The sequence below is a fragment of the Flavobacterium sp. W21_SRS_FM6 genome, from assembly GCF_052119645.1.
In the GTDB taxonomy this organism is placed as follows: domain Bacteria; phylum Pseudomonadota; class Gammaproteobacteria; order Enterobacterales; family Alteromonadaceae; genus Paraglaciecola.
The window spans coordinates 57,452-71,502 of record NZ_JBGQOM010000005.1 but is presented as its reverse complement, the minus strand read 5'-3'; the positions used below and the strand labels follow the sequence as shown (position 1 = coordinate 71,502).

Sequence of the window (14,051 nt, the reverse complement as noted above, 5' to 3'; positions counted from 1 at the left end):
AATGATAAAACGCTTTAGTCTTTCCCTCTTATTGAGCTTAATTTTGCAAGCATGTGGTGGTTCTGGTGATTCGGATATATCGCCATCAACACCCGTGCAAGAGCCTAATGAGCAGTTATCGGTTAGCCCAAAGCGTGTAGAAGATGGTTTGCAACTTTTTTATCCTGACACATTCCAAACTAACCAAGCAGCAAGCCTCGCAGTAATTGCCAGCAATGACACTATTAAAACGGTTAAATGGCAGCAAATCAGTGGGCCTGAATTGCAGTTTTTAGCACCCACTAGCCAAGTGATTTCTTTTGATATTTCTCAAGCAGCAAACTATAGCTTCGAACTTACCGTGACATTATCTTCCTCAGCCCCAATACAAAAAACCATTCACTTTAGTGCAGTGCAAAATAACACTGAACAAGCAACAGTCAGATTAGATCACGTAGCGGTAGAACAAGCAAAAGTATCGTTAAGGGCGGATAAAACAGGCACAGCTAATACGGCCGACATTACCTCCATAACTTGGCGCCAAGTAGCGGGTCCTCGAGTTATCGATTTCACACCTGAACAGTATTATTTATTTTTTAAGGCGCCAGAAGTTAGCCAAGATACGGTATTAGAATTTTCCGCCACCCTTAACTTTAGTGATGGCAGTGTGGCCACAGATAATAGCTATGTACTGATTAAAAATACTAGTATTAACGACGACGGCTACTTCCCTAATTATGCAGACCGCATCGTAACAAGTGAAGTAAAGCCTTATATCAGTGACGGTAAATATGCTGATGTACTAGTGGATTGTATTTACAATAACCAACTTTCTTCAACCTGTAGTTTTGCTACCTTACCCTTACTCGGTAGCGAAACCCTTAGCCCTACGGTAGACGATGTTCTATCGCGTTTAGTGGTGTCACATGCTTGGATGGGCGACAGATTTAAGCAGTTTTTACAACAGTCGAGTACCGCAGATGATATGTTGAAATTACTCAGAGCAACCACCGCTATTGTGATTGCCTATGATGTTCGTCCGTCTTTTTATTGGTCAGCGACAGGCGCTATATATCTTGACGCGGCTAACTTTTGGTTGACGCCACAAGAGCGTGACACCCTAAACGATCAAGCTGATTACCGCAGTAGTTTTGGTGACGCACTGCAATTTATGATCCCTTGGCGCTATGTCAAAAATAATCAATATTACATTCGCAACGGTGATTATCCAGCTGCGAGTCGTTTAACTAAGCCCTTTTCAGCCTTAGAAGCCAATGCTAGTTGGTTGATGTATCACGAATTAGGCCATGCTAACGATTTTTTTCCGCCAACTAGCTGGGATCAAATATCAGCTAACAATAACCCTTTAAGTTATTCCAGCAACCATGCTGCATCATCTAGCAGATTTAGCCAGATTTACCCTTTAAATTCAGAAGATTTAAAACAGTTGGCTGATGTCAGCTTTTCCGGTAACACAGCAACGCCGAACCAATTAGCATTAGAAGCACAGGATGTCGTGGCTTTATTCACGCCTGATTTCGCTCCAGACTACTATTGCTACTCCACAATTCGAGAAGACTTTGCCACTTTATTTGGGCATTTTATGATGGCTTATCGCTTAGGTGTCAGCGCCGATGTCGCCATTATAAGCACGGTGGAAAATGAAGAGCTTGTGGTGAGCTGGGGGCAAAGAGATCGAAATAATGCACCTCAGATACAACAGCGAGTCAAAGCGGTGGTCGAAACTGTCTTTCCTGAGCTGGATGTCGCCAATATTCAAAGCACCCTTCCAGCCCCGGTTACTATGCGCTCAGGGGATGATTGGTTTAGTAATATCAATTTGAGTTCTAATAGCAATGCCAGTAATTTACAGGCTAAGCCTCTCAGTCCTTTGCCCTTAGCGGTTGAAGATTATTGGCAACACTATCCAAACTCACCAGCGATACCTTGAGAGAAATCACCTTCAATCGTTAAGGTGAGTCTGTCTGAGCGATGTTGTTAGGGTACTGATATGGCTTTTTCACGAGTGCGTAAATAAGCTAGAGCTTTAAGGTAGATTTCACAAAAGGTATGGTGAGTTTTCGTTGCTGCTGCAGCGAGAACTCGTCGAGTTTATCTAAACTTTGCATCAAAGCAGGTAAATCTCGTTGCAAGTGATTAATTAAAAATCGAGCAACTTCCATCGACATACTCAGCCCCCGTTGTTCAGCGCGAATGATAATAGCATCGCAGCGCTCGGCGTCTTCTAAAGGCGCCAGACGAAAGCTCACTCCCCAACTCAAACGCGAGACTAAATCAGGTAGTTGCAGAGGTAAGGCCTGCAAACCGTAACGACCAGCAACAACCAGTCGGCTGTGACCATGCTCTTTTACTCTGTTGATGAGATCAAACAAGGCCACTTGCCATTCGAGTTCATCTTCGACGAGTTCAACGTCGTCAAAACAAACTAGATCGTATAACTCCAAACCTTCCAACATTTCTACGGCTAAATAGTCTTTATCTTTAAAACTAAGATACACACAACTCTTATTTTGCTGTTCTGCTAAATAACACATAGAAAACAATAGATGACTTTTTCCCAGTCCCGTTTCAGCAAAGAAGTAAGTTAACCACGGCAGTGGCTGAGCGTTGTCTTGATTGAAGATTAGTTGTTGTAAGTGACTGACTAACTGTTGGTTTTCACCCACAATAAAGTTGTCAAAGGTTACCTCATCCTTTAATGATACCGGCAGTGAAAGCTGCTTACTCATTAGTTGGCCCACTTAAATTCCAAGTTAGTTTGCTCTTGCTCTAGGGAACTGCTCACCGGTGTAATAATATTATCTAAGCGAAACGTATTGAGTAAGTCGTCAGTATTGCCTAACAATTCTAATTCAAATGTCGCCTTTTCACCTTGCTGAGAAATCAAGGTGGCCTTTGACACGACACTCAAACCATTCAAAAATTTTAGCACCGCAGCATAACGACTAATAGCGTTCACGTTATTAATAACAATTTTCGTTGTGACCGCATTCAGTAAACGATTCTGCTGACTAATGGCGTATTTATCCGACAATTGCTGCGCCACCACATTAATAATTTCGTCAGCCAGTAAGTCAGACTGAGGCCCACTCACTTGGCCATTTGTTACTTGACCATTATCTGACATCGTCCAATCTGCTAGCCATTGTTGTTTACCACTATTATCATTACTTGGGTCAATTGACTCAAAATAAATTCGCGCTGATAGCAGCGTTTTATGATCGTATCGTTCACTTGCACTGGCTATTTGCTGAGCAAAACCACCCCAAATTGTATAAACATCGACTAACTGCATATCGTTTAAGTCCCACAAAGGGAAGCCCACTCTAATGCCACGGATTTGAGCTTGCTCAATTAGACGCTGCACAAACATAGGCTGATTGTCAGCATTTAAAATGTATTTATCTTGCTGTTTATCTTCAATAGCTAACCACAGCAAGGTATCGGGGCGACGCTTATCCCACACAGCAAACCCAGCAGTTCTTAATGCATTCTGAATTTTTTCTTGGTCAAAATTGACCACTAAGAAAAGTTGATTCAACTTTCTCTCGTAACTGTATGAGCGAATTAAGGTAGATGCCCTACTAAGGTGTTTCACAATCTTTTCATCATTAAGCAGGGTTTGCGAACCACTAACCTTAACAAAAACTTGTTTGAGTGCTTGTTTAATGGCTTTATTCTGGGTTGCTTCAGCTTGGTCTGTCACTGGCACTTTGGCGTCATAAAGATCCTCAATAACCACCGCTGAGGCCGATGCAAAAAACAGCATTGACAATAAGGTACACATCACAATTTGGCGTAAAAATATAACTGATGACATCTGGTACCCGTTCTCCTTTACCACTAGACAAAAATTTCAGGCGTCATTGTCCTGTATTTGCTCGAAAAATTCACCTTTTGTTTCACAACAAAAAATCACTGTTGTTGTGATTGGTATTAATCAAGCAAGCTGCTAAAATCGCGGCTCTTTTTTTCTGTGGTTACTTTTGGGGTAAAGACGTGAGCGAAAACAATTCATCATTAAGCTATAAAGACGCAGGTGTCGATATTGATGCGGGTAACCAACTCGTTGATAGAATTAAATCGGTAGCTAAGAAAACGCAACGTCCTGAAGTGAGAGGTGGATTAGGTGGTTTTGGCGCTTTGTGTGCACTGCCTGAAAAATATCGCAAGCCTTTATTGGTGTCTGGGACCGACGGGGTTGGCACCAAACTACGTCTTGCCATGGATCTGAAAAAACACCAAGGCATTGGCATAGATTTAGTCGCTATGTGTGTTAATGACCTCATCGTACAAGGCGCTGAGCCACTGTTCTTTCTCGACTATTATGCGACAGGTAAGTTAAATGTCGATACCGCAGCCGAAGTCGTAACAGGCATAGGTCAAGGGTGTGAGCTAGCCGGTTGTGCCCTAGTCGGTGGCGAAACAGCAGAAATGCCTGGCATGTATCACGGTGAAGATTATGACGTAGCTGGATTTTGTGTGGGTGTCGTTGAAGCCGATGATGTGATTGACGGCAGCAAAGTCCAAGCCGGTGATGCATTAATTGCCCTGGCCTCTTCAGGTCCTCACTCCAATGGTTATTCGTTGATTCGTAAAATAATTGAAGTCTCTGGTAGTTCAACAGAAGAAGTTTTTGAAGGTAGTACCATTGGTGACATATTGTTAGAGCCGACCCGTATCTACGTAAAAAATGTATTGAATCTATTAGAACAAGTCGAAGTGAATGCTATTTCTCACATCACCGGTGGTGGCTTTTGGGAAAACATTCCTCGAGTATTGCCCAGCGATGCAAAAGCAATTATTGACGGAAGTAGCTGGCAATGGCCTGAAATATTTAATTGGCTACAGAAAAAAGGCAATGTCACCACCCACGAAATGTATCGCACGTTTAATTGTGGCGTTGGGCTTATCATCGCCTTAAAAGCAGAAAACGTAGACAAAGCCTTAACGATCCTCAACGACTTAGGCGAAACTGCTTGGAAAATTGGTCAAATCGCTCACCGCGATGCTGAAACAGAGCAACAAGTAGAGATTAACTAAGTGACAAAAAGTACAAAATCCATCGTGGTATTGGTGTCGGGTAATGGGTCTAACTTACAGGCTATTATCGACGCCTGTGAGCAAGGCAAAATACCAGGAAGAATCACTGCCGTTTTTTCTAACAAAGCTGATGCTTATGGTCTACAGCGAGCTAAAAACGCGAACATTCCGGCGGTATTTGTTGATCCTAAACCCTATACCAGCAGAGAAGATTACGATGAACAATTGTACAGTCAAATTACTGAGTATGCTCCCGATCTTATTGTACTTGCTGGCTTTATGCGGATCTTAAGTCGTGATTTTGTTGAACATTTTCAAGGTAAGATGTTGAACATTCACCCATCTTTGTTGCCGAAGTACAAAGGTTTGCACACGCATCAACGCGCAATTGATGCTAACGACCAAGAACACGGTGCATCTGTTCATTTTGTTACCGCTGATTTAGACGATGGCCCGGTGATTTTGCAATCAAAAGTTCCGATTTTTGACAACCAAGATGCAGAAGAACTAGCCGAACGTGTGATCGTGCAAGAACGTCAGATGTATCCATTAGTAGTAAAATGGTTTTGTCAGGATAGACTTACCATGCACAATAATAAGGCGTTTTTAGATGGTACTGAACTCGAAGAGCAAGGTTACGCAGCAGATTAAGAGACTACTTTTTATTTGCTGTAGTGTTTTTACACTAACCTTGTCCGCTCAGGAAGCTGAGCTGCACTCTGTAATGGAAGATAAACCAAACGAACCTGCGGTTGTAGAAAGTACGACCGTGATCGACCCCTTTAGTAGTTTCGCTGCTGAATTCAAAGCCTATCGCTTTGGCAAAGAATTGGGCCGGGCAAATTTGGCGTTAAGCAAATTAGAAGGTAATCAATATCGTCTCGATTACAGTTCCAGCGTTTCGATTTTTTTCTTGTCTGATAAACGCAAAGAAACCAGCTATTTCGAAGTAGACGATGGTCAAATTATTCCGCAAAGTTACGTCTTTAAACGTACAGGCACTGGTTCAGACAAGCATACCAGGATTGAATTTGACCACGAAAAAGGTAAGATTTTAGTAAATGATCGCCCTAGTTTTCCGCTCGAAAATCAGCTTGACAATCAGCTCTATCGCCTTGATTTACAAGCCCAACTTGCCAGAGGCAAGACTAGTTTTGACTACCGCGTGATTAATGACAGAGGGCAATACCGTGAATATCAAATGCAAGTTCTAGGTAAAGAGTCTCTGTCATTACCTTTCGGTGATATCGACGCGATCAAAGTAGGCATTGTTAGAGAGAACTCAAGCCGGAGTACCTTTGCTTGGTTCTCACCCGCTCTCAACTTTCAACTTGTTAGGCTCCAGCAGTTTAAAGACGGTGAGGAACAAGGCGATATCAAGCTCAGTAAATATTCAAGTTCCACTTCTTAGTGACGCAAATAGGATGGGAAACATGCCTGCGCAAAAACTTAGGCAAATGCCCCATCCTTTCTATACTATCTAACGTACCTATTAACATTATTTCACATCTGTTGCAGCGCATGACCTGCCAGCGACCAAAAATGATGTAAATATATTGACGCATTCTGGTTGATCTTTTGTTGACAAGATTATAACTTGGCGTCGAGGTCTGACCTGTAAATTTGGAGCTAAATATGCAATTTTTATTGTGGTTATTATTAATCGTTATTGCCTTTGGTGCGGTGAGTTACTATCGCATGAGCATGTTCAACGCTACGGTTGCAATGTTTGCAGCTTTAGTATTTGGTAGTGTAATGGGTATAGTAGGTGGGTTTACTTGGCTACTTTATCTTATTATCGCCATCCCCTTAAATATTGAATCTATTCGTGTGCAATATCTCACCTCGCCTATCCTAAAATTATATAAAAAGATTATGCCAGAGATGTCGAGCACTGAAAAAGACGCTATCGACGCCGGTACGGTTTGGTGGGATGGAGAAATTTTTAGTGGCAATCCAAATTGGCAAGTGTTGCACAACATACCGCAAGCTCGATTAACTGCTGAAGAACAAGCTTTCTTAGACGGGCCGGTGGAAGAAGTATGTCGCATGTGTAATGACTGGGACGTAACCCATACCCGTGCTGACTTATCGCCTGAAGTATGGCAATACTTAAAAGACAATAAGTTTTTTGCCATGATCATCAAAAAAGAATACGGTGGTTTAGATTTTTCTGCTTATGCACAATCAAGAGTACTGCAGAAATTATCTGGCGTCAGTGCGGTACTCGCTACCACCGTTGGCGTACCTAACTCGCTTGGTCCAGGTGAGCTCTTACAGCATTACGGCACGCCCGAACAACAAAATCATTACTTACCCCGCCTTGCCACCGGCGAAGAAATCCCCTGTTTTGCTTTAACAGGACCAGAGGCAGGCTCTGATGCAGGCTCTTTACCCGACACTGGTGTTGTGTGCAAAGGTCAATGGCAAGGGGAAGAAATCATTGGTTTAAAACTCACCTTTGATAAACGATATATTACCTTAGCACCTGTCGCGACGGTAATCGGTTTGGCCTTTAAGATGTCTGATCCAGAAGGCTTGCTCGGCGATCAAAAAGACTACGGGATCACCTGCGCGCTTTTGCCCAGAGAAACAGAAGGCTTAGATATTGGCAATCGCCATTTTCCTTTAAATGTGCCTTTCCAAAATGGACCTATTCGTGGCAATGATATTTTTGTTCCCCTTGATTACATTATTGGTGGGGTAAAAATGGCTGGTCAAGGTTGGCGTATGTTAGTGGAGTGTTTGTCTGTTGGACGTTGTATTACCCTACCTTCAAACTCAGCCGGTGGCGCAAAAAGTATCGCATTAGCCACAGGCGCGTACGCGCGAATCCGTCGTCAGTTCAAAATCCCTGTGGGCAGTATGGAAGGCATCGAAGAAATGCTGGGTCGTATTGGTGGTAACACCTATTTAATGGACGCGGTCACTTCGTTTTCGACTAAAGGGGTTGATCTAGGTGAGAAGCCTTCGGTCATCTCAGCTATCTGTAAATATCATTTAACTGAAAAAATGCGTCAGTTAGTCAATGACTCCATGGATGTGCATGGCGGCAAGGGCATTATGCTTGGGCCAAACAATTACTTGGGCCGAGGCTATCAGGGTGCCCCCATTGCAATTACCGTTGAAGGAGCAAACATACTAACCCGTAACATGATGATTTATGGCCAAGGCGCGATGCGTTGCCACCCATTTGTATTGAAGGAGTTATTTGCTGCCAATAATCCGGATGAAAAACAGGGCTTAGCAGAATTTGACAGCGCCCTCTTTGCCCACATTGGTTTTGCCATCAGTAACTTTTTCCGAAGCCTTTGGTTTTCCATCACGGGAGCTCGTTTAGCGGGAGCACCCTTTATGGACGAAACAAGCCAATATTACCGTGCAATGCAACGTTACAGTTCAAACATGGCCTTTTTATCTGATGTAGCTATGGGCGTGTTAGGTGGTGAATTAAAACGCCGCGAGCGCATTTCCGCTCGTCTAGGTGATTTGCTCAGTTACCTTTATCTAGGCTCTTGTGTTCTGAAACGTTTTGATGATGAAGGCCGCAGAGCAGAAGATTTACCATTGGTGCATTGGGCGATGCAAGACACCTTGCATAAGTTAGAAGTGTCTTTAGAAGAGTTACTGGATAACTTCCCCAACTACTGGTTAGGTAAGGCACTAAAATTAGTAATAATGCCCTTTGGTAAACGTTTTACTAAACCCTCTGATCAATTAGATCATGCGATTGCCACCATCCTACAAACCCCATGTGAGGCTCGTAGTCGCTTAGGTAAAGGCCAGTTTCTATCCCGTGAACCTGGGATGTTAATGGGTGATTTAGAGCAAACTCTGGAAAATGTTATCGCAAGTGAGCCCTTATACACCAAAGTATGTAAAGCGGCAAAAGAGCGTTACCCATTTACCAACTTGGATAAGATTGCAGATAAAGGTCTAGAGCTAGGTGTTCTTAGCGAGGAACAAGCTGAACTATTAAGAACAACAGAACAAGGTCGCTTACGAACTATTAACGTCGATGATTTTGACCCAAGTGAGTTGGCACAAGAAGGCCAAAAGCCCAAAGCAAAACGCAAACCCAAGTCAGCAGAAGCGGCTTAAGCGCTTTTACGTCTAACCAAACAGCCCTTTATATGGGCTGTTTTTTTATGTGTATATAAATATAAGCTCCCTGTATTCATCTCTTGTCACAAAAGAGCAGGCCTTAAACACCGTGATTAAGTTTCAAAGGAAATTGCTTGAACAGGACTTGAACGTTAGAATTGCCGCCTATTTTTCAAAGTCAGACAAGCAAGCTCATGTTTTCAGGCAAAGACGCCATTTATTCACAACCGCAAGCCATTGAACCCTTTCGTTTTGACCAAGCTGTGGCGGAAGTTTTCCCCGATATGATCCAGCGTTCAGTGCCCGGTTATGCGACGATCATTGATACTATTGGTCAATTGGTCGGGCGTTTTGCCCAAGATGAAAGTCAAATTTATGATTTAGGTTGTTCATTAGGTGCGGCAAGCTTAGCGGCAAGCAAGCACTTAAGCGCAAAGAACTGTCGAATTATTGCAGTAGATAATTCAGCTGCAATGGTGGAACGTTGTCGTTTACACACCAAAGCGTTTAAGTCTGATACCCCAATTGAAGTGGTATGTGACGAATTGCAACATGTCGATATCCATAATGCCAGTGTGGTGATTATGAACTTTACCCTGCAATTTATTCATCCAGAACATCGTTCTTCAGTTATCGCACGTATTTTTGCTGGCTTAAAACCCGGTGGTATTTTAGTTTTATCAGAAAAATTATTAGACACTCAGCTACAGTCCAACGAGTTACTCATTGATCTGCACCATGAATTTAAACGACGAAATGGTTACAGCGATTTAGAAATTAGCCAAAAACGCAGCGCACTTGAAGACGTGATGCGCATAGAAAGCTTTGAGAGTCATCAGCAACGCTTACTTAACAGCGGTTTTTCAGAAGTTGTTCAGTGGTTTAAGTGTTTTAATTTTGCGTCCATGGTCGCGATAAAATAAGGATAAGTGGCCAGTGACCTTACCTTGGTTTAAAGATTTTTATCAGCACATTGCTCAATCACCATTGAGTCATTGGTTAGAAGTGCTACCTGCACAATTAGCTCTGTGGCAGCAAGAGCAGTTACATGGCGACTTTAATAAGTGGCTTAAGTTATTGGCGCTGTTTCCAAAAACCGAGGTTTCGAGTGTTGAGTTACTTCATAAAGTGGAATTTGGCCAAGCGCAAGACATAAATGACTACACACAAAAACAGCTGCTAGGTTTGTTTAAACAATTTATGCCTTGGCGCAAGGGACCTTTTTATATCCATGGTATTCACATTGATACCGAGTGGCGCTCAGATTGGAAGTGGGACAGAGTTGCACCGCATATTCACTCTTTGAAAAATCGGCATGTACTTGATGTGGGTTGTGGCAGTGGATATCACATGTGGCGTATGTTGGCACAAGACCCGAGCCTAGTAGTGGGCGCTGATCCTTCGCAATTATTTTTAATGCAATTTCAAGCTATTAAACACTTTAATCCAGACCCGCGTATCCATCTTATTCCGGTAGGCATAGAACAACTCCCTGAATTAAAAGCCTTTGATACTGTGTTTTCCATGGGTGTTTTATATCATCGTCGTAGTCCTATCGACTTTTTGTACCAACTAAAAAATCAACTGCGCAAGGGCGGTGAGCTTGTATTAGAAACCTTAGTGGTTGAGGGCGATGAACACACCGTATTTATGCCACAAGACCGCTATGCGCAAATGCGTAATGTGTGGTATTTGCCCTCAACCAAGGCATTAACATTATGGATGCAACGGGTTGGTTTCAAAAATATTCGGGTAGTTGACGTCGCACTGACTACAACTGAAGAACAACGCAAAACCCAGTGGATGGAAAGTTTATCATTAGCTGATTTTATGGACCCAAATGATGCACGCCGCACCATTGAAGGCCATCCCGCCCCACTCCGCGCTGTGCTTATTGCAGAAAGCTAGTCCTTCAAGTTATAGATAAAAACGCTTGGCTCTGGGGGGCATTCTAGTGACCAACTCATAACCATTGGTACCGGCAAAACGGGCGACTTCATTGACATCTAGAGCAGCGCCCCAAAGTTCAACATGATCTCCTATTTCAACCGCTGTTAAATCGGTCACATCAACACTTAGCATGTCCATTGATACTCGCCCTGCTAGCTCAGCTCTGTGCCCCTTTATCAACACAGGCGTACCAGATGGCGCAGTACGCGGATAACCATCGCCGTAACCAGCAGCAATCGTTGCAATAACAGAGGAACGTTTCGCTTGCCAGGTATTACCATAACCTACATATTCACCCTGTTTAACCTCTCTAAGGGCAATAACCTTTGAACAAAAGTGCATCACTGGCACCAGCTCATCGGCTTGCTGTTGCTGGTCGCTAAAAGGGCTTATTCCGTACAGCATGATACCTGGGCGAATCCAATCTTGATGACTTTGAGGCCAAGCCAATACCGCAGCTGAATTGGCTAAACTGATATCAAAAGCACCTGCATTTAGCGCTTTTAACTTACTCACAACCTGTTCAAAACGGAACATTTGTTGCGAAGTAAAAGAACCGTTTAACTCATCTGCACTTGCAAAATGGCTTGTTAAAATCAGCTTTTCGATTTTGTTACTCGCCTGTAGCGCTTGTACCACCGCGGCTGTTTTTTCAATATCAATACCGAGCCGGTGCATACCCGTGTCAAGTTTGAGCCAAATGGTAAACCTAAACGCACTATTTGAGGCTAACAACTGACTAATTTGTTGTTCGGTATGAATAAGCAATTCACAGTTTATCTGCGCAGCAAGCTGATATTCTTCTGCACTAAAACAGCCCTCAATCAATACTATAGGCTTATTAACACCAGCCTGACGCAATGTTTGCGCTTCTTCAATACAGCACACACCAAATTTAGCAACTTGCGGTTCAAGGGCCTTTGCTACTTGTGTGGCGCCATGCCCATAGGCATCGGCTTTCACCATAGCAACCACATGAGCATGTGGCGCTAGGCGTGCTGCTATTTGACAATTATGTCTAATCGCGGGCAGATCAATAATAATTTGAGTAGGTCGTGACATCGTGTAGCGCTTATTTACTCGTTATATTTATATTGGCTAAACAAGCCCTGTGCTTTTAACCATATATCGCCAATTTGGCCATCACCTACAGGCAGGCCATCTATTTCAATCACGGGAGCGATTTCTTTCGATGAGCTAGTTAACCAAATTTCATCGGCACTACGCACTTCATCCATGTGCACTGCTCGCTCTTCAAACGACAGACTGCCATCGTTTTTGAGTATATCGAGTAGCATACCTCGGGTTATACCTGGCAGGAGTTTTTCACTCAAAGGTGGCGTTATAATGACACCGTCTTTGACAATAAATACATTACAAGAACTGGCTTCAGTTAAATAGGCATTGTCATCGTACAAAATCGTTTCATTTACCCCTGCGCTTTGACTTTGTTGAAAATGCATGACATTTCCTAATAGTGAGGTTGATTTTATGTGACAACGTTTCCAGCGTAAGTCTTCACTCGTCACCACTTTAAACCCTTTTGACTTGCTTTTATCCGCCACCGGTTCGGCAGGGATCTCAAAAGCAAAAGCAAACACCGTCTGACTCACATTTGTTGGGTATGCATGAAACCGCTTCACATCAGCCCCGCGGCTAACATGTAAGTAAATGCCTAAATTTCCCGCGCCGTTTTCAACAATTAAACGTTCGACTACGGTTTTGATGGCACTAATGCCCATTGGCATCGGCATACCAATAGCCTGTAACCCCGTTTCTAAGCGGCGCATGTGCGGCTCAAAGCCTACCAATTTTCCGGCATAGCTTGGTATGACTTCATAAATGCCATCACCAAATAAAAAACCTCTATCCATCGGCGATATTTTCGCTTCCGACATCGGCATAAACTCACCATTGAGAAACACGCTACCCATCAATTTTCCAGCTAGAACAAGTGGCTATTGCAGTGATTATGCCACGAAAAATAGCGTGTTAGTCGACAATTTTTAGCTGCAATATAATTTTTTTTGCATCGATTTGGGTATATAGCCTAATCTAATTATCGGTTATCATACTGGGTCATTATTACATTAGGTTTAGCATTGTTTATGGTTCATATTGGAAAGTTTAATCACCTCGAGATCGTTAATCAGGTTCCCTTTGGTTTTTACCTTGACGGTGGTGAACTAGGTCAAATCCTACTGCCCACAAATAGTGCTCCACAAGGCTGCAAGCAAGGTGATATGCTCGATGTATTTATTTATCACGACAGTGATGATCGTATTATCGCCACCACTAAAAGTCCTAAAGCGCAGGTTGATCAGTGTGCCTATTTAAAAGTAGTCAGCGTAAATAAGGTAGGGGCATTTTTAGATTGGGGCTTAGAAAAAGATTTGCTAGTTCCCTTCAGCGAACAGGATTATCCAATGTCTGAAGGGATGTCATACGTCGTCTATGTGTTTTGTGACGAAGAAACGAATCGCATTGCTGCCTCCACTCGTCTACGTGATTTTCTACCTGAAGTCGCTTCGGAATTTGAGCCTAAACAAGAAGTGAGTTTATTGATCAGTGGTCGTACTGATATGGGCTACAAGGCCGTCATAAATGGCGCGTATTTAGGCTTAATTTTCAAAGATGAAGTATTCAAACCCATAAAAGTCGGCTACAAATTACCTGGCTTCATTAAACGTGTTCGTGAAGATGGCAAAATCGATCTGTGTTTTCAATTTCATGACAAAGATGCCAGGGGCAGTTTAGCAGAGCAAATCATAGACGACCTCATCGCCCATGGTGGTTTGTCTACCTTAACCGACAAAAGCCCAGCTGACGAAATAACAAAACGCTTTAATGTGAGTAAAAGTGCCTACAAAAAAGCCTTAGGCGGACTCTTCAAGCAAAAACGTATCTTGCTCGACAAAAATAAAATTACGCTAATCGATGAAACAAAGTAGGTT

Annotated in this window: 12 protein-coding genes; 8 read left to right on the top strand and 4 right to left on the bottom strand. The window is 42.9% G+C overall.

Annotated elements, in window-relative coordinates:
* Window position 1 precedes the first annotated feature (1 nt).
* Window positions 2-1,930, top strand: a complete 1,929-nt coding sequence (locus ACEN2L_RS09995) for a hypothetical protein (RefSeq protein ID WP_441743488.1) — start codon at window positions 2-4, stop codon at window positions 1,928-1,930.
* A gap of 88 nt (window positions 1,931-2,018) precedes the next feature.
* Here the strand turns inward: ACEN2L_RS09995 and hda are convergent, their stop codons facing one another.
* Together hda and ACEN2L_RS09985 are read right to left on the bottom strand one after the other, a co-directional pair.
* Window positions 2,019-2,729: a DnaA regulatory inactivator Hda gene (gene hda / locus ACEN2L_RS09990; protein ID WP_441743487.1), complete on the bottom strand. Its 711-nt coding sequence runs from the start codon at window positions 2,727-2,729 to the stop codon at window positions 2,019-2,021.
* Window positions 2,729-3,820, bottom strand: coding sequence for a DUF2066 domain-containing protein (locus ACEN2L_RS09985; protein WP_441743486.1), 1,092 nt, complete (start codon window positions 3,818-3,820; stop codon window positions 2,729-2,731). Before ACEN2L_RS09985 ends, hda begins: the two co-directional genes overlap by 1 nt.
* A 179-nt stretch (window positions 3,821-3,999) precedes the next feature.
* Here ACEN2L_RS09985 and purM point away from each other — a divergent pair, with 179 nt between their 5' ends.
* The 6 genes from purM (at window position 4,000) to cmoB (ending at window position 11,055) form a co-directional block, all read left to right on the top strand.
* Window positions 4,000-5,043 (top strand): phosphoribosylformylglycinamidine cyclo-ligase, encoded by a 1,044-nt coding sequence (gene purM / locus ACEN2L_RS09980; RefSeq protein ID WP_441743485.1) that lies wholly within the window; start codon window positions 4,000-4,002, stop codon window positions 5,041-5,043.
* On the top strand, window positions 5,044-5,694 hold the full coding sequence (gene purN / locus ACEN2L_RS09975) for a phosphoribosylglycinamide formyltransferase (protein ID WP_441743484.1): 651 nt from the start codon (window positions 5,044-5,046) through the stop codon (window positions 5,692-5,694).
* Between the two features lie 73 nt (window positions 5,695-5,767).
* Window positions 5,768-6,454 (top strand): DUF3108 domain-containing protein, encoded by a 687-nt coding sequence (locus tag ACEN2L_RS09970; RefSeq protein ID WP_306020197.1) that lies wholly within the window; start codon window positions 5,768-5,770, stop codon window positions 6,452-6,454.
* A 224-nt stretch (window positions 6,455-6,678) separates the two neighbouring features.
* Window positions 6,679-9,144 (top strand): acyl-CoA dehydrogenase FadE, encoded by a 2,466-nt coding sequence (gene fadE, locus ACEN2L_RS09965; RefSeq protein ID WP_441743483.1) that lies wholly within the window; start codon window positions 6,679-6,681, stop codon window positions 9,142-9,144.
* A 197-nt stretch (window positions 9,145-9,341) separates the two neighbouring features.
* Window positions 9,342-10,070, top strand: a complete 729-nt coding sequence (cmoA, locus tag ACEN2L_RS09960) for a carboxy-S-adenosyl-L-methionine synthase CmoA (protein ID WP_306020195.1) — start codon at window positions 9,342-9,344, stop codon at window positions 10,068-10,070.
* Window positions 10,071-10,083: 13 nt separating this feature from the next.
* A complete protein-coding gene (gene cmoB / locus ACEN2L_RS09955; protein ID WP_441743482.1) occupies window positions 10,084-11,055 on the top strand; it encodes a tRNA 5-methoxyuridine(34)/uridine 5-oxyacetic acid(34) synthase CmoB in 972 nt (323 codons plus the stop codon).
* Between the two features lie 9 nt (window positions 11,056-11,064).
* On the opposite strand, the gene alr is transcribed toward cmoB, so the two are convergent.
* Window positions 11,065-12,159: an alanine racemase gene (alr, locus tag ACEN2L_RS09950; RefSeq protein WP_441743481.1), complete on the bottom strand. Its 1,095-nt coding sequence runs from the start codon at window positions 12,157-12,159 to the stop codon at window positions 11,065-11,067.
* Window positions 12,160-12,173: 14 nt separating this feature from the next.
* Entirely contained in the window at window positions 12,174-13,031 is an 858-nt protein-coding gene (locus ACEN2L_RS09945) for a D-amino acid aminotransferase (RefSeq protein WP_441743480.1), read from the bottom strand.
* A gap of 174 nt (window positions 13,032-13,205) precedes the next feature.
* Here ACEN2L_RS09945 and ACEN2L_RS09940 point away from each other — a divergent pair, with 174 nt between their 5' ends.
* On the top strand, window positions 13,206-14,048 hold the full coding sequence (locus ACEN2L_RS09940) for a CvfB family protein (RefSeq protein WP_306020191.1): 843 nt from the start codon (window positions 13,206-13,208) through the stop codon (window positions 14,046-14,048).
* The last annotated feature ends 3 nt before the right edge of the window (window positions 14,049-14,051 follow it).

Coding starts and splice junctions, on each gene's coding strand:
- ACEN2L_RS09995 (WP_441743488.1), top strand. CDS start 2: ATGATAAAACGCTTTAGTCTTTCCCTCTTATTGAGCTTAATTTTGCAA.
- hda (WP_441743487.1), bottom strand. CDS start 2,729: ATGAGTAAGCAGCTTTCACTGCCGGTATCATTAAAGGATGAGGTAACC.
- ACEN2L_RS09985 (WP_441743486.1), bottom strand. CDS start 3,820: ATGTCATCAGTTATATTTTTACGCCAAATTGTGATGTGTACCTTATTG.
- ACEN2L_RS09970 (WP_306020197.1), top strand. CDS start 5,768: ATGGAAGATAAACCAAACGAACCTGCGGTTGTAGAAAGTACGACCGTG.
- fadE (WP_441743483.1), top strand. CDS start 6,679: ATGCAATTTTTATTGTGGTTATTATTAATCGTTATTGCCTTTGGTGCG.
- cmoA (WP_306020195.1), top strand. CDS start 9,342: ATGTTTTCAGGCAAAGACGCCATTTATTCACAACCGCAAGCCATTGAA.
- alr (WP_441743481.1), bottom strand. CDS start 12,159: ATGTCACGACCTACTCAAATTATTATTGATCTGCCCGCGATTAGACAT.
- ACEN2L_RS09945 (WP_441743480.1), bottom strand. CDS start 13,031: ATGGGTAGCGTGTTTCTCAATGGTGAGTTTATGCCGATGTCGGAAGCG.
- ACEN2L_RS09940 (WP_306020191.1), top strand. CDS start 13,206: ATGGTTCATATTGGAAAGTTTAATCACCTCGAGATCGTTAATCAGGTT.